The sequence below is a fragment of the Methylopila musalis genome, assembly GCF_042679725.1.
GTDB classification, from domain to species: Bacteria; Pseudomonadota; Alphaproteobacteria; order Rhizobiales; family Methylopilaceae; genus Methylopila; species Methylopila musalis.
Genome location: NZ_JBHTMX010000047.1, coordinates 1 through 18,695 on the forward strand (window position 1 = coordinate 1; position 18,695 = coordinate 18,695).

Consider the following 18,695-nt stretch of genomic DNA (forward strand, 5'->3'; position numbering starts at 1 on the left):
ATCCGCACGGCGGGAACCGGCGCGGCGGGGTCGGAGGGATCGGCGCCGGCCACCGGCGCGGGCGGCAGGGCGGAGCAGCCGGCCAGCAGCAAGGCTGCGGCGGCCGAGACAAGCGGCTTCATCAGGACATCCCGAAAACTGAACGAGCGGACGCGGACGGCGCCGGATCGGGCGCCGCGGACGCGGTCGGTCAGACGTCGGGAGACGGGCGCGGCCTCATGGGCGTCGCGCGGCGCGTCGGAGGGACGTCAGCCGACCGGGGCGGCCGACATCCTCGGGGGACGCTTGATGTGGGTGGAGGGGCCGTCATGGGCGGCCGGCCCGACCTGCGCGGGCGTGGAGACGGCGGCGCTCGACAGCACCGTCAGGCGCGGCGGCTCCTGCGCCATCACCGCGTGGCAGGCTGTGCTGCAGCAGGAGGCCATGCCGGGGCCGCCATGGCCGCCGCAGTCCCCGGACGCGGTCGCCGTCACGCCGTCCGACGCCGCGGGCGACGCATGGGCGTGGGTGGAGGCGTGGACGTCGGACAGGCTGGGATTGGTCGCGCCCTGCGCCGAAGCTGCGGCCGGGGCCTCGGTTCGCGACGGGGCCGCGCCATGGGCGCCGTGGGCCTCGCCGGGCGTGCTCCACAGGCCAACGACGAACACGGCGACGACCAGCGCGGCGAACAGGTGGAGAAGGCGAAGCGGCGTCATGCGCGCATCTTCCCGAGCGTCGCGACCAGCTCGCCCACCTTGCGGCGCTGCTCGTCCTTGTCGCCGGACTGGATGGCGGTCTCGACGCAGGTGCTCACATGGTCCTTGAGGATCTCCTCCTCGACCCGCTTGAGCGCGGCCCGCACGGCGGAGATCTGCGTCACCACGTCGATGCAGTAGCGGTCGTCCTCGAGCATGCGCGCGATGCCCCGGACCTGACCTTCGATCCGGCTCAGCCGCTTCCCGCACGAGGTTCTGACGCAACATCGCATGACGCGACGATACCCTATGGGGGTATACGCTCACAAGCGCCTTCGGCGTGCGCCGGACCGCGCCGCGCCTCTCACGAGGCGCGGCGCGGGGAGATCACTTCAGCTTGTTGAGCGAGGTGTCGAAGGACAGGCTGACCACGTAGCTGTCGCCGCACCAGTTGCGGTTGCCCATGTAGCCGAAACACTGGCCCTTCGACAGGTTGCTGTCGCTGTAACGGAAGTCGAGCGTCGCCGCCTTGTAGGTGAAGCCCGCGCCCGCGTCCCAGTACAGGTAGTCCTTGACGAAGTTCTGGCTGGTCCACTGCTTCGAGAACGAGCCCGACACATAGGCGCCGACCTCCGGCATGCTCGCCAGCGGCGTGAAGGCGTACTTCGCGAACGCGGTCGAGTGAACGATGTCCACACCGCGATTGATGAAGTCGTTGCCGTAATAGATGTTGGCGCCGACCGTGAAGCTGTCGGTCAGGGCGTATTTGGCGACGCCGTAGACCTTGCCGTAGTCGAGGCCCGGAGCCGAGCCGTTCTCGCCGGAGAAGTGGACCCAGACGTAGCCCACGTCGAGGGTGACCGGACCCCAGCTGTGGCGGACGCCGCCGTAGAAGTCGATTTCGGCGGAGGGATCGGTGCCGCCGAAGTTCACGTTCGACGCCCAGATGCCCGCATAGACCCAGTCATAGGCCTGAAGTTCGGCGTAGCCCTGCACCGCCGGCTTCTTCGAGGTCTGGGTGATGCCGCGCAGCACCCACTGGCTGAGGCCCTTCACGCCGAAGGCGATGTCGAAGGGCGGCGGCGTCACGGTGGCGTCGATGATCTCCGGCGACGACAGGTCGGCGGCGGAGGCCGCCACCGGCGCGAAGGAGCCGAGCGTGGCCGCGACGACGGCGGCTCCCGCGGCCTTTGAAAGCAGTGACATGGTGGAGTTCCCCGTATGAAGTTAGACGACTAATCGAACGCGACTCGTCTTATTTTTTCAATTTCAATCAGCGACTTACCGCAACGCAAACCCGATCTGTGGGCTTGCGGCAACACCGCTTGCGAGGCGCATGAAAAAGCGTCGCCAAGCCCATTTCTGAGGCGGCGTCCGAATCCGTTTTCTGGGAGTTGCGCCTGAATTTTAGGCGGCGAACCGTTTCAGTGGCTGATCATCCAGGGCCGCGCGGACGGGAAGCTCTTCGCGCCGTTGGGCGCCTTGGCGGTTCGGCTCTTGGTCCGGCTCTTCATGCCGCCGGAGCAGCAGGAGCAGCCGGCGCCGTGGCTCTTCGCCTTGTACTCGTCGGTGGACATGGGCGCATGGCGGGAGCGCTCGTTGGTGGCGTGCGCCGTCATCCGCTCGCGCGACATGGAGGCGAAATGCGGCGCCGTCAGCAGCACCCGCGGCGCGGGCTCGCCGCAGTCCGGGCAGTCGCACGGCAGCTCGTAGGCGCTCATGGGCCGCAAGGAGGTGAAGTCGCCGCAGCTGTCGCAGAGATACTCGTAAACGGGCATGGCGGTGGGTCCCCGAGGTCGTTCTGGCGTCGAAAGACGCCGGGAGCGGACGGCCGCTCCCGGCGCGGAAGGATCTCAGAGATCCTCGGCGATCGGCATGTCGATCGAGCCGTCGAGGAACTTCGTCGGCCCGGCCGAGGACGGCTTGATGTCGAAGTCGAAGATCTCGGTCGGCAGCCACAGCGTGGCGCAGGAGTTCGGGATGTCGACGACGCCCGACAGATGGCCCTGAACCGGCGCGACGCCGAGGATCGAGTGCGCCTGGGCGCCCGAATAGCCGAACTTCTTCAGGTATTCGATGGCGTTGAGGCAGGCCTGACGGTAGGCGACGTTGGCGTCGAGATAATGCTGCGTGCCGCTCTCGTCGACCGAGATGCCCTCGAAGATCAGGTAGTCCTTGTAGTTCGGCGTGATCGGCGACGGCTTGAAGATCGGGTTCTTGATCCCGTACTTGGCCATGCCGTCCTTGATAAGGTCGACCTTGATGTGCAGCCACGCGCCGAACATCTCGATCGCGCCGCAGAAGGTGATCTCGCCGTCGCCCTGGGAGAAGTGCATGTCGCCCATGGAGAGGCCGGCGCCGTCCACATAGACGGGGAAGTAGATCTTGGAGCCGCGTGACAGATCCTTGATGTCGCAGTTGCCGCCGTGCTCGCGCGGGGGAACCGTGCGGGCGCCCTCGGCCGCCACCTTGTCGAAGGCGTCGGAGCCCTTGGCGAGCTTGCCGAGATGGGCGGTCTTCGGGAACGGCGGGTTGGCGAGCGGCGGCACGCGGGTCGGGTTGGTGTCGATCAGCGCCTGCTCGCGGGTGTTCCACTTGTCGAGCAGGTCCTTGCTCGGCAGCGTGCCGATCAGGCCCGGATGGATCAGCCCGGCGAAGCCCACGCCCGGCACGTGGCGGGAGCGGGTGAACATGCCCTCGTAGTGCCACACCGACTTCTGCGCGAGCGGGAAGTGGTCGGTCAGGAAGCCGCCGCCGTTCTTCCGCGAGAAGAAGCCGTTGAAGCCCCATTCGTGGCCCTTGAGCGTGCCGGCGTCAAGAATGTCGACCACCAGCAGGTCGCCCGGCGCCGCGCCCTTCACCCCGATCGGGCCGGAGAGGTAGTGCACCGTCGAGAGATCCACGTCGCGGATGTCCTCGGCGGAGTCGTCGTTCTTGATGGCGCCTCCGGTCCAGTCGACGGTTTCGACGATGAAGTCGGCGCCCGGCTCGACCCAGGTGGCGATCGGGATGTCCGGATGCCAGCGGTTGTGCAGGAACTCGTTGTCGGTGGCGGGCTTGGACAGATCGACCGAGATCAGGGTTTCAGGCATGGCGTCCTCCGCTCCCCCAAGGGATGCTGTTACGGAACTGGATCGGCAGGCGCTCGGACCGAGAGACGGCTCAGACCGAGAGGTATTTGGAGACCTTGGCCTCATCGACGGCCGCGCGCGGCTCGTCGTGGACGATCTCGCCGTTCTCGACCACGAGGATGCGGTCGGCGACGTCGAGCGCGAAGCTCAGCACCTGCTCGGAGACGATGATGGACAGGCCGCGCTCGTCGCGGATGCGGCGGAGCGTGCGCGCCATCTCCCGGATGATCGACGGCTGGATGCCCTCGGTCGGCTCGTCCAGCAGCAGCACCTTGGGCTTGGTGGCGAGCGCGCGGGCGATGGCGAGCTGCTGCTGCTGGCCGCCGGAGAGGTTGCCGGCGCGGCGGCCCTTCATCTCCAGCAGCACCGGGAACAGCTCGTAGATGTCCGACGGCACGTCGCGGTCGCCGGAGGCGGAGAGCCCGGTCTCGATGTTCTCCTTCACCGTCATGGTGGAGAACACCATGCGCCCCTGGGGCACATAGGCGACGCCCTTCTTCACCCGCTGGTGGCTCTTGAGGGCGCCGATGTCCTCGCCGCCGAGGCGGATCGCGCCGGAGGTCGCGGGCAGGATGCCCATCATGGACTTCATCAGCGTGGTCTTGCCCATGCCGTTGCGGCCCATGATGGCCACGATCTCGTTGGTCGCGACGCCGAAGTTCATCCCGTGCAGGACTTCCGACTGGCCGTAGGCGACGTGAAGGTTCTCGACGTCCAGCATCAGGCGTCTCCCGAAAAGAGCTGATGAGCCTCGCCCGTCATGCCCGCGTCTTCGCGGGTATCCACGACGTCGGCAGAGAACTCGCGGGTCGAAGGAAGTCGTGGATGCCCGGCCGAAGGGCCGGGCATGACGACGGTGTTTCCGAGGGCGCTCATCACCGTCAATGCCCGAGATAGACTTCGACGACCTTGGGGTCGGACTTCACCTTCTCCATCGAGCCCTCGGACAGGATCTTGCCCTGGTGCAGGACCGTGACCTTGTGCGCGATGTCTTCGACGAACTTCATGTCGTGCTCGATCACCAGCACCGAGCGGTTCTTGATGATGGTGTTGAGCAGCTCGGCGGTCTTGATGCGCTCGCTGACGCTCATGCCGGCCACCGGCTCGTCCAGCATCAGAAGCTCCGGGTCCTGGATCAGCAGCATGCCGATCTCGAGCCACTGCTTCTGGCCGTGGCTGAGGAAAGCGGCGTTGTCGTGCAGACGGTCCTTGAGGAAGATGATTTCGGCCACCTCCTCCACCCGGTCGCGCACCGCCTGGTCGCGCTTGAAGGTGAGCGCCCCCCAGACCGAGCGGCCCTTCGGATAGGAGATCTCGAGGTTCTCGAAGATCGTCAGGTCGTCGTAGATCGACGGCGTCTGAAACTTGCGGCCGACGCCGGCGAGCACGATCTGGCTCTCGCTCATCCGGGTCAGCTCCTTCTCGCGGAAGCGGATGGAGCCGGCGGTGGACCGCGTCTTGCCGCAGATCAGGTCGAGCACCGTGGTCTTGCCGGCGCCGTTCGGGCCGATGATCACGCGGATCTCGTTCTCGTCCACGTAGAAGGACAGGTCGTTCACCGCCTTGAAGCCGTCGAAGGAGACCGTCAGTCCCTCGACCGAGAGCAGGAAGTTCTTGGGGGGCGTGCCGATGGTGGTCATGACGTCCTCACTCCGCCGGCATGGAGGCCGCCTGCTTGGCGACGTCGCGTCCGGGATCGGTCGGGTCCTTGGAGCGCAGCTTGAGCAGGCGGTCGATCGGGGGCTGGACGTAGTCGCGCCAGATGCCCGCGAGGCCGTTGGGGAAGAACAGCACCACCGCGATGAACAGGCCGCCGAGGCCGAGCAGCCACAGCTCGGGGAAGCTCTCCGACAGGCTGGTCTTGGCGAAGTTCACCAGCAGCGTGCCGTAGACCGCGCCGAAGATGGACAGCCGGCCGCCGACCGCGGTGAAGATGACCATCTCGATCGAGGGCACGATGCCGACCAGCGACGGCGACATGAAGCCCACCTGCAGCGTGAACATGGCGCCGCCGATCGCGGCGAACACCGCGCCGAGGCAGAACACGAAGATCTGGAAGTTCGCGACCGAGTAGCCGGAGAAGCGGACCCGGTCCTCCTTCTCGCGCATGGCGACCAGAATGCGGCCGAGCTTGCTGTCCCGCACGAACATGGCGCAGCAGATCACGCCGATCAGCAGGAACACGTTGACGAAGTAGAGGATGAACTTGGCGCTGTCGGTGCGGATGTCCCAGCCCATCAGCGTGCGCAGGTCGGTGATGCCGTTGACGCCGCCGGTGTAGCCCTGCTGGCCGATGATCAGGATGGTGGCGATGGCCGCCAGCGCCTGGGTGATGATGGCGAAGTACACGCCCGACACCCGGCGCTTGAACATCGCCGAGCCGATCAGGAAGGCGAGAGCCGCCGGCGCCAGCACGATCAGGATCAGCGTCAGCGGGAAGGAGTGGAACGGCTCCCAGGCCCACGGCAGCGAGGTGATCTGGTTCCAGTCCATGAAGTCCGGGATGCCGGGCGTGGACTGGATCTTGGTGTTCTCGACCGACGAGGCCTCGAGCTTGAGGTACATCGCCATGCCGTAGCCGCCGAGGCCGAAGAACAGGCCCTGGCCGAGCGAAAGGATGCCGCCGTAGCCCCAGCACATCACCAGCCCGACCGCCACGAAGGCGTAGGTCAGGTACTTGCCGACGAGGTTGAGGCGGAAGCCGTCCAGAGCCAGCGGAAACACGATCAGCAGCAGGGCCGCGACCACGGCGAGGGCGAGAAGGTCCTTGCGGTCCATGAAGGAGGGAGCGCGTTTCATGTCAGGGCTCCTCAGCGCCGGACCTTGAGGGTGAACAGCCCCTGCGGCCGCAGCATCAGGATGGCGACGACGGTGAGCAGGGTGATGACCTTCGCCATCGAGCCCGAGAGGAAGAATTCGAGCGTCGACTGGGTCTGTGAGATCGAGAAGGCCGAGGCGATGGTGCCGAACAGGCTGGCCGCGCCGCCGAACACCACGATCAGGAAGGTGTCGACGATGTAGAGCTGGCCGGCGGTCGGGCCGGTGGAGCCGATCATGGTGAAGGCCGAGCCGGCGACGCCCGCGATGCCGCAGCCGAGGCCGAAGGTCAGGCGGTCCACCTTCTCGGTGTCGATGCCGACCGCGCCCGCCATCTGGCGGTTCTGCACCACGGCGCGGATCTGCTGGCCGAAGCGCGAGCGGAAGATCATGACGAACACGCCGATGGTGATCAGCGTCGTCAGGCCCATCACGAACAGGCCGTTGATCTGCACTTCGATGATCTCGGTGACGGGGAGCGAGCCCATCATCCAGTCCGGCAGCGTCACGCCAACCTCACGCGGGCCGAAGACCGAGCGGTAGACCTGCTGCAGGATGAGGCTGAGGCCCCAGGTGGCGAGCAGCGTGTCGAGCGGCCGTTTGTAGAGCCGTCGTATCAAGGCCCACTCGACCAGCATGCCCAACGCCCCCGACGCGCAGAAGGCGAGCGCCATGGCGACGAAGAAGTAGATTCCGAACAGGGCGGGCAGGTGTTCGGCGAAGAACACCGAGGTCAGCCAGGTGACGTAGGCCCCGAGGATCATGAACTCGCCGTGGGCCATGTTGATCACGCCCATCTGGCCGAAGATGATCGCGAGGCCGAGCGCCATCAGAAGATAGACGGAAAACAGGATCAGTCCCGCGAAGCCCTGCATCGCGAAGATCGATCCGAGATCGCCGAGCGAATATTCCCCGAACATAGTCCGCACCCCACCTTGCGACGCCCCGCGCGCGCCGGCACAAAACAAAAGCGGCGGCGCCGCAGGATGCGGCGCCGCCTTGCCTCGTCAGATCACTGGTAGCCCTTGGGGAAGGGGTTCGGCTCAATGAGCTCGGGGCTTTCGTAGACCACCTTGAACTGGCCGTCCTTCTGGGCCTGACCCACGCGGGTCTTGGACCACAGGTGGTGGTTCGCGTGGATCTTGACGTAGCCCTCGGGCGCCTTGGTGAACTCGATGCCGTCGGAGGCCGCGGCGATCTTGTCCACGTCGAAGGAGCCGGCCTTCTCGACCGTGAGTTTCCACAGCCACGGCCCGAGATAGGCGGCCTGGGTCACGTCGCCGATGACCGTCTTCTCGCCCCACATCTTCTTGAACGCGGCGACGAACTCCTTGTTGTTGTCGTTCTCCAGAGACTGGAAATACTTCATGCAGGAGTAGGCGCCCGCGATGTTCTCGCCGCCGATGCCGTCGATCTCGTCCTCGGTGACGGAGATCGTCATCAGGAGCTGCTTGTCGAGATTGATGCCGGCCGCCTTGAGCTGCTTGTAGAACGCCACGTTCGAGCCGCCGACCACGTCCGTGAAGATCACGTCCGGCTTGGTCAGCTTCAGCTTGTTGATCACGGAGTTGAACTGGGTGTGGCCGAGCGGGAAATACTCCTCGCCGACGACCTTCGTCCCCTTCATGAAGTTTTCGATGTGCTTGCGCGCGATCTTGTTCGACGTGCGCGGCCAGATGTAGTCCGAGCCGATGAAGTAGAAGGTCTTAGCGCCCTTCTCCCGCACCACCCAGTTCAGCGACTCCAGGATCTGCTGGGTGGCCTCCTGGCCGGTGTAGATCACGTTCTTGGACTGCTCCAGGCCTTCATAGAAGGTCGGATAGTAGAGCATGCCGTTGTACTGCTCGATGATCGGCAGCACCGCCTTGCGGGACGCGGACGTCCAGCAGCCCATGATGGCCGCCACCTTGTCCTGCACCAGCAGCTTCTTCGCCTTCTCGGCGAAGGTCGGCCAGTCGGACGCGCCGTCCTCCTGGATGAACTTGATCTTGCGGCCGAGCACGCCGCCCGCGGCGTTGATCTGCTCGATCGCGAGCTTCTCGGCCTGGATCGAGCCGGTCTCCGAGATCGCCATCGTGCCCGTGGCGGAATGCAGGATGCCGACGGTGACCTCCGTGTCGGTCACCGCGAGGCCGGTGGTGTTCACCGCCGAGGTCGCCGGCGCCTGCGCGAACGCGGTCCGCGGCAGGAGGCCCGCGAACGGCGCAGCCGCCATGCCCATGAGAAGCTGCCGGCGCAGCCGCGAATGGCGCGCGTCGTCTTGATCCGCCATCAAACCCTCCGTCGGCCAATCCCCGCGATTGGCTGTCGACGATCAGGCTCGCGCGATTTTTGCGTCGCAGCATATACGTTGGTTGACGTATATGGCCCGCCACACGGCGCTCGTTAGGGTGATGCGTCACACGCGCCCACACGGACGCGACGCCGCGTTCCGCGCCCACCCTCCGGGCGTGGCAGCAGTCTTGCATAGTCGGCGAGACGATCAGGAGGTGGCGCCTTGCGCTGTGTCGCGGCCGAATGTGACGGATGGGCGGAAAGGAACGGGCGTCCGTGACGGACAGGCTCCGCATCGTTCCCGTGCGCCGGCGCTACAACCAGTTCGTCGCCAACGAAACGCTCGAAGATTATGCGCTGCGCTTCACCGCGAAGCAGGCGCGGCGCTGGTCGGCGGTGCGCGTGGGCAACACGGCGCTCGGCGCGGTGTCGTTCCTGGCGCTGGAGGCCATCGGCGGCGCCATCACGCTGAGCTACGGCTTCGAGAACGCCGCGGCCGCCATCGTGGTGGTGTCGGCGCTGATCTTCCTCACCGGCCTGCCGATCGCCTATCACGCGGCCCGCGACGGGCTCGACATCGACCTGCTCACCCGCGGGGCGGGCTTCGGCTACATCGGCTCGACCATCACGTCGCTGATCTACGCCTCGTTCACGTTCATCTTCTTCGCGATCGAGGCCGCGATCATGGCGCTGGCGCTGGAGCTCTGCTTCGGCGTGCCCCTCGCCATCGGCTACGTGCTCTCGGCGGTGGTGGTGATCCCGATCGTGACCCACGGCATCTCGTGGATCAGCCGGTTCCAGGTCTGGACGCAGCCGCTCTGGATCGCGCTCCATCTCACGCCGCTGATCTTCATCGCCGCCAAGGGCGACGCGAGCCTCGCCCAGTGGATCGGCTACGAGGGCGCAAGCGTCCATGGCGGCGCGCTCAACCTGCTCGGCGCCGGGGCTGCGGGCGCCGTGGTGTTCGCGCTGGTGGCGCAGATCGGCGAGCAGGTGGACATCCTGCGCTTCATGCCGGAGCGCGGGAAAAGCGGCCGCGCGGCCTGGTGGTCGGCGCTGCTCGCCGCGGGGCCGGGCTGGATCGTGCCGGGCGCGATCAAGATGATGATCGGCTCGTTCCTGGCCGTGCTCGCGCTCTCCCACGGCGTGCCCGCGAGCCATGCGGGCGAGCCGACGCAGATGTACCTGATCGCCTTCAGCTACGTGACGTCGTGGCCGGCCGCGGCGCTCGGGCTCACCGCCGCCTTCGTGGTGGTCTCCCAGCTGAAGATCAACGTCACGAACGCCTATGCGGGCTCCATCGCCTGGTCGAACTTCTTCTCCCGGCTGACCCATTCCCATCCGGGGCGCATCGTCTGGCTGTTCTTCAACGTCGGCATCGCGGTGCTGCTGATGGAGGCCGGCATCTACAAGACGCTGGAGCACACGCTCGGGCTCTATTCCATCGTCGCCGTGGCGTGGCTCGGCGCGCTGGTCGCGGACCTCACCATCAACAAGCCGCTCGGCCTCAGCCCGAAGCGGATCGAGTTCAAGCGGGCGCATCTCTACGACGTGAACCCGGTCGGCGTCGGCGCCATGGTGGTGGCGACCGCGACCGCCATGGCCTCCTACGCCGGGGCGTTCGGCGCCTACGCGCAGGCGCTGGCGCCTTTCGTGGCGCTCGCGACCGCGATGGCGACCGCGCCGCTGATCGCGATCGCGACCGGCGGGCGCTACTATCTGGCCCGCAAGCCCCGCGCCAACTGGCGCCTCAGCCCGTCGATCACCTGCAAGGTGTGCGAGAACGCGTTCGAGCACGAGGACATGGCGCATTGCCCGGTCTATTCCGGCGCGATCTGCTCGCTGTGCTGCTCCATCGACGCCCGCTGCCGGGACGGCTGCAAGCCCCACGCCCGCTACCAGACCCAGTTCGTGGCGCTGCTGAAGGCGCTGCTGCCCCAGCGCTGGATCGCCCGGCTCAACACCCGCACCGCCCATTTCTCGGGCGTGTTCACGACCCTGCTCGGCATTCTGAGCCTCGTTCTGCTGCTGGTGCATTTCATCGCCGCCAAGACAGCGCCGGACGAGGCGGCGGCTGTGGCGGGCACGCTGTGGGCGGTGTTCCTCATCCTCTCCATCATCGCGGGCGTCGCGGCGTGGCTGTTCGTGCTCGCCCATGAAAGCCGCGAGATCGCGCAGGAGGAATCGAGCCGCCAGACCGCGCTTCTGATGCGGGAGATCGAGGCCCACAAGCGCACCGACGCCGCGCTGCAGCGGGCCAAGGAGGTGGCGGAGGCGGCGAATCTCGCGAAAAGCCGCTACGTGGTCGGCATCAACCACGAGCTGCGCACCCCGCTCAACGCCGTGCTCGGCTACGCCCAGCTTCTGGACGCGGAAGACGGGCTCTCCACCAAGGCCCAGACCGGCGTGCGCGTGATCCGCCGCAGCGCGGAGCATCTCGCGGGCCTGCTCGACGGCCTGCTCGACATCGCCAAGGTGGAGGCGGGCCGGCTCAAGCTCGCCCGCGAGGACATCTGGACCCGGGAGTTCCTCGGCCAGCTCGTGGACATGTTCCGCCTGCAGGCGAGGGCGAAGGGCGTCGCCTTCGTGTTCGAGGGCGAGACCGCGCTGCCGCCGGCGGTGCGCGGCGACGGCAAGCGGCTGCGGCAGGTGCTGATCAACCTGCTGTCGAACGCCGTGAAGTTCACCGAACAGGGCCAGGTGACGCTGCGCGTGTCCTACCGCAGCCAGGTGGCGACCTTCGAGATCGTCGACACCGGTCCGGGCATCCGCCCGGAGGACCGCGAGCGCATCTTCGAGCCGTTCGAGCGCGGCGGGTCGCCGCTGTCCCAGCCCCAGCCGGGCATGGGGCTCGGCCTCACCATCACCAAGCTGCTGGCCGAGGTGATGGGCGGCGAGATCACGATGGAGACGGCGGCCGGGCGCGGCAGCGTGTTCCGGGTGAAGCTGATGCTGCCCCATGCGCCGAACGCCCGCGCGCCGATCGCCCCGACCGAGCGCGTCATCGGCTATCTCGGCCGCCGCCGGCTGGTTCTGGTGGCCGACGACGACGCCGACCAGCGCAATCTGATGCGCGCCACGCTGGAGCCGATCGGCTTCACCGTGATCGCCGCGACCGACGGCGAGACCGCGCTCGAGATCGCCGCGAGCCGGTCGCCCGATCTCGTGCTGCTCGACGTCTCCATGCCCGGCCTCTCCGGCTGGGAGACGGCGCGGCGTCTGCGCGCCGACCTGCCGGAGACGCGCATCGTCATGATGTCCGCCAACATCGGCGACGCCCCGCTCGACGGCCGTCCCGCCGACTACGACGCGGCCATGCCGAAGCCGATCGACCTGCAGGCGCTGCTCGGCGAGGTGGAGCGCCTGCTGCGGCTGAGCTTCGTGACCGAGCGGCCTGCGCCCGATTCGCAGCCCTCGCGCCCCGCGGACGAGCCGATGCGCCGCCCCTCGAACCGGCATGTGGAGGAGCTGACCCGGCTCGGCGAGATGGGCTACATCGCCGGCATCGAAGCCAAGCTGATGGAGCTCGAAAGCGCGGATCTCGGCGCCGGCCCCTTCGTCTCCGCCGCCCGCGACCGCATCCGCGCCTTCGACCTGCGCGGCTACATGGCCATGCTGGAGCCCGAACGGCCTCTGGAGCGCGGCGATGTCTGAGGGCGGCGACCGCAGCGTCATCCTGGTGGTGGACGACAGTCCCGAAACGCTCGCCATGCTGACCGCGGCGCTCGAAAGCGCGGACATGCTGGTGCTGGTGGCGACCGACGGCGAGCGGGCGCTGTCCGCCGTGCGCCACGCCGCGCCCGATCTGGTGCTGCTCGACGCGGTGATGCCGGGCATCGACGGGTTCGAGACCTGCCGGCGGTTGAAGCGGCGCCCCGAGCTCGCGGACGTGCCGATCGTGTTCATGACCGGGCTGAAGGAGACCGACCGCATCGTCGAGGGGCTGGAGGCGGGCGGCGTCGACTACGTGACCAAGCCGATCGTGCTGGACGAGCTGCTGGCGCGCATCCGGGTCCACATCGGCAACGCCCGCAAGTCCCGCAGCGCCCGCGCGGCGCTCGACACCACCGGGCGCTACCTGTTCGCGGTCAACGCCGCCGGGCGCCTCGTCTGGTCCACGCCGCAGGCCAACCGGCTGCTCGCGCTCGCGGACGGCGGCGACACCACCGACCCGAAGGTGCCGGAGGCGATCTCCCGCTGGATCGCGGCCCGCCCGGACGGCCGGCCGGACCCGTCCACGCTCGCGGTCAAGCTGGAGCCGACCGGCGCCTCGCTCTCCATCGCCTTCGTGGGCCGGGCCGACCGGGACGAGATCCTGCTGCGGGTGACCGAGGAGAGCGGCGCGGATCAGGTCGCCGTGTTCCGGGAGAAGCTCGGCGTCACCCAGCGCGAGTCGGAGGTGCTGCTCTGGATCGCGCGCGGCAAGTCCAACCGGGACATCGGCGACATCCTCGGCATGAGCCCGCGCACCGTGAACAAGCACCTCGAGCAGATCTACGTGAAGCTCGGCGTCGAAAACCGCGCCGCCGCCGCCGCCGTCGCCGTGAGGCACATGCCGTGAGCGCGCGCGGATGCGCCCCTTCGCGCGACGTAGCGCGCCCTCACGCCACGCGAAGGCGCACGCCTCCCTTTTCTTGTCCCGGCCTTGAGCCGGGACCCAGACCCCCGACGCCGTCCGGTGACACGCGACGGACGCCGCGCCTTACTCTCACACGGAAGCGTTTCTGGGTCCCGGCTCAAGGCCGGGACAAGGGGAGGGGCGCGTTTCCAGAGGTTCGCTCACCTCCCGTTCGAGCCGTCCCCCTCACGAACGCTTCCGCCGCCGGCATGACGGCGCGCCGCATGTTCCTGCCCCCTCCGACCGCCCCATTTTAAGGCCCCCGCCATGACCGTCGGCTCCGTCTCCGCCCTGTGGCGCTATCCGGTGAAGTCCGTGCTGGGCGAGCCGTTGCGCGAGGCGTCCCTCACCGCCGCCGGCGTCGACGGCGACCGGGCCTTCGCCATCATCGACGTGGAGAGCGGCAAGGTGGCGAGCGCCAAGCGGCCCCAGCTGTGGCGCCGGATGCTGGAGCTCGGCGTGAGCGAGGCCGACGGCGGCGGCCGGGCGATCCGCTTTCCGGACGGCGGCGCGGTCGCGCTCGACGATCCGTCGCTCGACGCGAGGCTGTCCGCGTTTCTCGGCCGGGAGGTGCGGCTGTCGGCGCAGGCGGCCGACGACGACGCGCTCGACCGGGCGATTCCCGACGAGGTGCTGGCGCTCGGCGAAGACGGCGCGGCCGGCTCGACCCATCTGACGCTGGCGCAGGGCTCGCCCGAAGGCGGCTTCTTCGATTTCGCGCCGTACCATGTTGTGCTGCGCGCGAGCCTCGACGCGGTGCGCGACGCGCTCGGCGACGACAGCGTGCTGGTGGAGCGCTACCGCGCCAACATGGTGGTGGACCTTCCGGGCCTCGCCCCCTTCGCGGAGAACGGCTGGGCCGGGGCGGAGCTGCGCGTCGGGCCGGACGCGACGCTCTCGATCATCGGCGCGACGCCCCGCTGCGCCGTGCCCATGCTCGCCCATGGCGCGCTGCCGGCCGCTCCCGGCGCGCTCACGTGGCTGGTCAAGGCCAACCGCATCGAGCTGCCGGAGTTCGGCCCCGGAACCTACCCGTGCCTCGGCGCCTTCGCGGTGCTGAAGACGCCCGGCGTCGCCGCGGTCGGCGCGCGGGCGGAGCTCGCCGTCTGACCGGCCGTTGCGGCGATCCGGCCCTTGTCCGCGCGGCGCGGCGCGGGCCACAAGTGCCAGCGTGACGAACGCGCAGCGTGGAGTGTGAGACGTGTCGGACGAGCCCTGGCGGATCGGCGTGCTGTTTTCGACCACGGGGGTGACCGCGGACATCGAGACCGCCCAGCTCAAGGCTACCCTGCTCGCGATCGAGGAGATCAACGCCGCCGGCGGCGTGCTCGGGCGGCCGATCGCGCCGGTGGCGCGGGACGGCGCCTCCGATCCCAAGCGCTTCCGGCAGGAGGCCGAGCGGCTGATCGGGCAGGACGGCGTGCGGCTGCTGCTCGGCTGCTACATGTCCAACTGCCGCAAGGCGGTGCTGCCGGTGATCGACGGCGATCGCGGCCTGCTGTTCTATCCCACCTTCTACGAGGGCTTCGAGTTCTCGCCGCAGGTGATCTACACCGGCGCGGTGGTGAACCAGAACGCGTTCCAGCTCGCGAAATACATGCTGGCGCGGCACGGCCAGCGGGTGCTGATCGTCGGCTCGAACTACATCTATCCGTACGAGACCAACCGCGTGATGAGCGACTTCGTGGTCCAGTCGCGCGGCAAGGTGGTGGATGAGATCTACCTGCCGCTGGAGGCGGACGCGGACGCCCCGGAGATGGCGCGGCTGATCAAGCGCATTCGCAAATACGAGCCCGACTTCATCTTCTCCACCATCGTCGGCCGCTCCACCGCGAGCTTCTACGAGGCCTTCGCGGACGCCGGCTTCTCCTCCGCCGCCATGCCGATCGCGAGCCTGACCACCTCGGAGGTGGACGTGGCGCGCATGCGGCCAGGGGTGGCGGAGGGCCACATCGCGGCGGCGACCTTCTTCGCGACGCTCGGCACGCCGGCCGCCCGCCGCTTCACCGCCGCCTACCGCGCCCGCTACGGCGCGCAGGCGCCGATCCCCTCCGCCGCCGAAGCCGCCTATCTCCAGACCCACATCGCCGCGGCGGCGCTGGCGCGCGCCGGCGCCGACGATCCGCGCCGGGTGCTGGACGAGATCAAGGAGATCGAGTTCGACGCTCCCCAGGGCCGGGTGCGGATCGACGCCGAAAACCACCACGCCTATCTCTGGCCGCGGGTGGCGCGCATCGACGCCGACGGGGCGTTCCAGATCGTGTGGAACCCGGGCGTCCGGGTGAAGCCCGACCCCTACGGCGTCGACCAGCGGCTCGACGACTGGTCCGCGGACTTCGTCGAGGCGCCCGCCTCGGACGGACGCTGAGGGCGCGGCGGCCATGGCGATCCAGATCCTCCGCGACATCAAGGGCCTCAGGGTCCACGCCATCCACCCGAGCGACGCGGAGGGCCGCCAGCTGGTGGAGCACCTGCGCCGCATCGGCTGCTTCGTGGAGACCGTCTGGCCGGTGCCGGACACGTTTCCGAGCGCGGCCGACGTGGTGCTGCTCGCCATCGAGCAGGAGGACCGCGACGCGCTGCAGAAGCTGCTGAAGACGCGGCAGGACACGTCCCCCACCCTGATCGCCATCGTCGGCTACGAGAACCCGGCGACGCTCGCGCTGGTGCTGGAGAGCGGCGCGCTGGCGGTGGTGGAGCGCCCGATCAAGCCCTTCGGCCTGCTCACCCAGATCGCCCTCGCCCGCTCGCTCTGGTTCGAGCGCCGCGACCAGGCCAAGCGCCTGCGCAAGCTGGAGCAGAAGCTCACCGGCGTGCAGCAGATCCAGAAGGCCAAGACCATCCTGATGGCGAGCCAGGACATCACCGAGGACGAGGCGTTCCAGTCGATCCGCAAGCAGGCCATGGCCAAGCGCGTGCCCATGGGCGAGCTGGCCGCGGCGATCATAAACGCGAACGCGCTCTTGAACTTCAAGACCAATGATGATTAGCTGACCCCATCAGCGAGCCGCGAAGCGGCGGCGCGCTGATTTCACCCGGTCCACAGGGTTGTCGGACCGGTTTGGCGATGTAGCCCGTCAGATCCTCACGCGAGGAACTGTCGGGCTTTTTTGTTTTCATTCGCAGGCGACAGCGACGTCGCGCGCGAAACCGTAAATTCGCGCCCGCCCGACTGCCGGGATGCGGCGCGTCGAAGAAAAACATCGAAAACCAGCAGGCCGGCGGACGCCCTTCGTCCGCGGCGACGGAGCGTCGCGCACCCGCGCACGCCCGGGCACAAGGGGAACAGGGACATGATTCACGGCGATATCGGCTCGAGCAAGGACACCGTCGGCGTGGCGGTGGTGAACTACAAGATGCCCCGGCTGCACACCAAGGCGGAGGTTCTGGCGAACGCGAAGAACATCGCCGACATGGTGGTGGGCATGAAGGCCGGATTTCCGGGCATGGATCTGGTGATCTTTCCGGAATATTCGACCCACGGCATCATGTACGACTCCAAGGAGATGTACGACACCGCCTCGGTCATCCCGGGCGAGGAGACGGAGATCTTCGCCGACGCCTGCCGCAAGGCCAAATGCTGGGGCGTGTTCTCGCTCACCGGCGAGCGCCATGAGGAGCACCCCAACAAGGCGCCCTACAACACGCTCATCCTGATGAACGACAAGGGCGAGATCGTCCAGAAGTACCGCAAGATCATGCCCTGGGCGCCGATCGAGGGCTGGTATCCGGGCGACTGCACCTATGTCTCCGAGGGCCCCAAGGGCCTGAAGATCAGCCTCATCATCTGCGACGACGGCAACTATCCCGAAATCTGGCGCGACTGCGCCATGCGCGGCGCCGAGCTGATCGTGCGCTGCCAGGGCTACATGTATCCGGCCAAGGAGCAGCAGATCATCATGGCGAAGGCCATGGCCTGGGCCAACAACTCCTATGTGGCGGTGGCGAACGCCACCGGCTTCGACGGCGTCTACTCCTACTTCGGCCATTCCGCGATCGTGGGCTTCGACGGCCGCACGCTCGGCGAGTGCGGCACCGAGGAGAACGGCGTGAACTTCGCCCAGCTCTCGGTGTCGCTGATCCGCGACGCGCGCCGCACCGGCCAGTCCAGCAACCACCTCTTCAAGCTGCTGCACCGGGGCTATACCGGCATGATCAACTCCGGCGACGGCGACAAGGGCGCGGCCGCCTGCCCCTACGACTTCTACAAGCGCTGGATCACCGATCCCGAGGGCACCCGCGAGATGGTGGAGGCCATGACGCGGTCGACGGTCGGCGTGGACGAATGCCCGATCGAGGGCCTGCCCACCGCCGCGTCCACCCACCGCTGACCGCGGCGCGGCGGCGCCCCTCCCCCGCGCGCCGCCGCGCCTCTTCCGGGCCCTTTCCCATGCTGCACATCGACCGCGTCGTCGGCGACCGCGCCGAACCTGCGCTTCACCGCCGCCTCCACCATCTCGAGCACCACGACGCCGTGGACGAGATCGTCATTCCCCGCGCCGACATGGACCGCCGCCGCCTGCGGGTGACGACGCCGAAGGGCGAGGACGTGGCGATCGCCCTGCCCCGCGACCAGAAGCTGTTCGACGGCGCGGTGCTGTTCCTCGATGAGGAGCGCGCCATCGTGGTGCGGGCCGAGGTCGAGCGCTGGCTCCGGCTGCAGCCGAGCTCCATCGCGGAGGGGATCGAGCTCGGCTACCACGCCGGCAACCTGCACTGGCGCGTGCGCTTCGAGGGCGAGAGCCTGCTGATCGCGCTCGAAGGCCCGGCCGAGACCTATTACGCGCGGCTCGACAACCTGTTCGCCGGCCGGCGCATCCGGAGCACGCTCCTGACCGGGCCGGCGGCCGCGTGATCGCGGACCTGCTCGCGATCTGGCAGGCGGACGCCGCGTTTCCGAGCGGCGCCTTCGCCTTTTCGAACGGGCTCGAAGGCCTTGCCGCTCTGGAGGGCGGCATGGCGGCCGAACGGCTCGAAACCGTGATCGGGAGCGCGCTGCGCCACCGCTGGGCGACCGCCGACCGTGTGGCGCTGCTGCGCGCCTTCGACGCCGCCGACGACGGCGCGGCGCTCACCGCCATCGACCGCGAAGTGGAGGCCACGACCCTGTGCGAGGCGTTCCGCGCCGGCTCCCGCCGCAACGGCGCGGGCTTTCTGGCCGCCCACGGGCGCCTCGGCACG

Annotated in this window: 18 protein-coding genes; 8 read left to right on the plus strand and 10 right to left on the minus strand. The window is 68.3% G+C overall.

All coding sequences use genetic code 11. From position 1 onward, the window contains the following. Positions 1–248: 248 nt before the first annotated feature. From ACFQ4O_RS07655 to urtA, 10 genes are all read right to left on the minus strand, one after another. Complete coding sequence (locus tag ACFQ4O_RS07655) at positions 249–695, minus strand: hypothetical protein (protein ID WP_378775108.1); 447 nt, start codon at positions 693–695, stop codon at positions 249–251. Beyond that, positions 692–967, minus strand: a complete 276-nt coding sequence (locus ACFQ4O_RS07660) for a metal-sensitive transcriptional regulator (protein ID WP_378775109.1) — start codon at positions 965–967, stop codon at positions 692–694. Before ACFQ4O_RS07660 ends, ACFQ4O_RS07655 begins: the two co-directional genes overlap by 4 nt. A 94-nt stretch (positions 968–1,061) precedes the next feature. Beyond that, on the minus strand, positions 1,062–1,880 hold the full coding sequence (locus tag ACFQ4O_RS07665; RefSeq protein ID WP_378775110.1) for a TorF family putative porin: 819 nt from the start codon (positions 1,878–1,880) through the stop codon (positions 1,062–1,064). Between the two features lie 218 nt (positions 1,881–2,098). Next, positions 2,099–2,452 carry an FmdB family zinc ribbon protein gene (locus tag ACFQ4O_RS07670; RefSeq protein ID WP_378775111.1) on the minus strand — a complete coding sequence of 118 codons (354 nt, stop codon included), beginning with the start codon at positions 2,450–2,452 and terminating at the stop codon, positions 2,099–2,101. 75 nt (positions 2,453–2,527) lie between these two features. Continuing rightward, on the minus strand, positions 2,528–3,766 hold the full coding sequence (gene fmdA, locus ACFQ4O_RS07675; protein WP_378775112.1) for a formamidase: 1,239 nt from the start codon (positions 3,764–3,766) through the stop codon (positions 2,528–2,530). A 70-nt stretch (positions 3,767–3,836) separates the two neighbouring features. Continuing rightward, positions 3,837–4,526 (minus strand): urea ABC transporter ATP-binding subunit UrtE, encoded by a 690-nt coding sequence (gene urtE / locus ACFQ4O_RS07680; protein ID WP_378775113.1) that lies wholly within the window; start codon positions 4,524–4,526, stop codon positions 3,837–3,839. A 160-nt stretch (positions 4,527–4,686) separates the two neighbouring features. Continuing rightward, positions 4,687–5,445 carry an urea ABC transporter ATP-binding protein UrtD gene (gene urtD, locus ACFQ4O_RS07685; RefSeq protein WP_378775114.1) on the minus strand — a complete coding sequence of 253 codons (759 nt, stop codon included), beginning with the start codon at positions 5,443–5,445 and terminating at the stop codon, positions 4,687–4,689. A gap of 7 nt (positions 5,446–5,452) precedes the next feature. After that, positions 5,453–6,604, minus strand: coding sequence for an urea ABC transporter permease subunit UrtC (gene urtC, locus ACFQ4O_RS07690; RefSeq protein WP_378775115.1), 1,152 nt, complete (start codon positions 6,602–6,604; stop codon positions 5,453–5,455). A gap of 11 nt (positions 6,605–6,615) precedes the next feature. Beyond that, on the minus strand, positions 6,616–7,542 hold the full coding sequence (gene urtB, locus ACFQ4O_RS07695; RefSeq protein ID WP_378775116.1) for an urea ABC transporter permease subunit UrtB: 927 nt from the start codon (positions 7,540–7,542) through the stop codon (positions 6,616–6,618). A gap of 92 nt (positions 7,543–7,634) precedes the next feature. Then, positions 7,635–8,894 carry an urea ABC transporter substrate-binding protein gene (urtA, locus tag ACFQ4O_RS07700; protein WP_378775117.1) on the minus strand — a complete coding sequence of 420 codons (1,260 nt, stop codon included), beginning with the start codon at positions 8,892–8,894 and terminating at the stop codon, positions 7,635–7,637. Positions 8,895–9,172: 278 nt separating this feature from the next. On the opposite strand from urtA, the gene ACFQ4O_RS07705 reads away from it, so the two are divergent. The 8 genes from ACFQ4O_RS07705 to ACFQ4O_RS07740 form a co-directional block, all read left to right on the plus strand. Continuing rightward, complete coding sequence (locus tag ACFQ4O_RS07705) at positions 9,173–12,550, plus strand: hybrid sensor histidine kinase/response regulator (RefSeq protein ID WP_378775118.1); 3,378 nt, start codon at positions 9,173–9,175, stop codon at positions 12,548–12,550. Beyond that, positions 12,543–13,457 (plus strand): response regulator, encoded by a 915-nt coding sequence (locus ACFQ4O_RS07710; RefSeq protein ID WP_378775119.1) that lies wholly within the window; start codon positions 12,543–12,545, stop codon positions 13,455–13,457. The genes ACFQ4O_RS07705 and ACFQ4O_RS07710 overlap by 8 nt, the downstream gene beginning before the upstream one ends. 324 nt (positions 13,458–13,781) lie before the next feature. Next, entirely contained in the window at positions 13,782–14,624 is an 843-nt protein-coding gene (locus tag ACFQ4O_RS07715) for an MOSC domain-containing protein (protein WP_378775120.1), read from the plus strand. A gap of 91 nt (positions 14,625–14,715) precedes the next feature. Further along, positions 14,716–15,882, plus strand: a complete 1,167-nt coding sequence (locus ACFQ4O_RS07720; protein WP_378775121.1) for a transporter substrate-binding domain-containing protein — start codon at positions 14,716–14,718, stop codon at positions 15,880–15,882. 13 nt (positions 15,883–15,895) lie between these two features. Continuing rightward, a complete protein-coding gene (locus ACFQ4O_RS07725; RefSeq protein WP_378775122.1) occupies positions 15,896–16,504 on the plus strand; it encodes an ANTAR domain-containing response regulator in 609 nt (202 codons plus the stop codon). Between the two features lie 303 nt (positions 16,505–16,807). Beyond that, positions 16,808–17,845, plus strand: a complete 1,038-nt coding sequence (locus ACFQ4O_RS07730; protein WP_378775123.1) for an aliphatic amidase — start codon at positions 16,808–16,810, stop codon at positions 17,843–17,845. 59 nt (positions 17,846–17,904) lie between these two features. Beyond that, the gene (gene ureE, locus ACFQ4O_RS07735; RefSeq protein WP_378775124.1) at positions 17,905–18,369 is read left to right on the plus strand and encodes an urease accessory protein UreE; all 465 of its coding nucleotides are present in this window, start codon (positions 17,905–17,907) and stop codon (positions 18,367–18,369) included. Then, on the plus strand, positions 18,366–18,695 hold a 330-nt coding region (locus ACFQ4O_RS07740), incomplete at its 3' end, for an urease accessory UreF family protein (RefSeq protein ID WP_378775125.1). The genes ureE and ACFQ4O_RS07740, both read left to right, overlap by 4 nt.

Bases quoted from the DNA above. Each gene is read 5' to 3' on its own strand.
- urtD (WP_378775114.1), bottom strand. From the start codon at position 5,445: ATGACCACCATCGGCACGCCCCCCAAGAACTTCCTGCTCTCGGTCGAG.
- urtB (WP_378775116.1), bottom strand. From the start codon at position 7,542: ATGTTCGGGGAATATTCGCTCGGCGATCTCGGATCGATCTTCGCGATG.
- ACFQ4O_RS07715 (WP_378775120.1), top strand. From the start codon at position 13,782: ATGACCGTCGGCTCCGTCTCCGCCCTGTGGCGCTATCCGGTGAAGTCC.
- ACFQ4O_RS07660 (WP_378775109.1), bottom strand. From the start codon at position 967: ATGCGATGTTGCGTCAGAACCTCGTGCGGGAAGCGGCTGAGCCGGATC.
- ACFQ4O_RS07670 (WP_378775111.1), bottom strand. From the start codon at position 2,452: ATGCCCGTTTACGAGTATCTCTGCGACAGCTGCGGCGACTTCACCTCC.
- fmdA (WP_378775112.1), bottom strand. From the start codon at position 3,766: ATGCCTGAAACCCTGATCTCGGTCGATCTGTCCAAGCCCGCCACCGAC.
- urtA (WP_378775117.1), bottom strand. From the start codon at position 8,894: ATGGCGGATCAAGACGACGCGCGCCATTCGCGGCTGCGCCGGCAGCTT.
- ACFQ4O_RS07710 (WP_378775119.1), top strand. From the start codon at position 12,543: ATGTCTGAGGGCGGCGACCGCAGCGTCATCCTGGTGGTGGACGACAGT.
- ACFQ4O_RS07665 (WP_378775110.1), bottom strand. From the start codon at position 1,880: ATGTCACTGCTTTCAAAGGCCGCGGGAGCCGCCGTCGTCGCGGCCACG.
- urtE (WP_378775113.1), bottom strand. From the start codon at position 4,526: ATGCTGGACGTCGAGAACCTTCACGTCGCCTACGGCCAGTCGGAAGTC.
- urtC (WP_378775115.1), bottom strand. From the start codon at position 6,604: ATGAAACGCGCTCCCTCCTTCATGGACCGCAAGGACCTTCTCGCCCTC.
- ACFQ4O_RS07655 (WP_378775108.1), bottom strand. From the start codon at position 695: ATGACGCCGCTTCGCCTTCTCCACCTGTTCGCCGCGCTGGTCGTCGCC.
- ACFQ4O_RS07730 (WP_378775123.1), top strand. From the start codon at position 16,808: ATGATTCACGGCGATATCGGCTCGAGCAAGGACACCGTCGGCGTGGCG.
- ureE (WP_378775124.1), top strand. From the start codon at position 17,905: ATGCTGCACATCGACCGCGTCGTCGGCGACCGCGCCGAACCTGCGCTT.
- ACFQ4O_RS07725 (WP_378775122.1), top strand. From the start codon at position 15,896: ATGGCGATCCAGATCCTCCGCGACATCAAGGGCCTCAGGGTCCACGCC.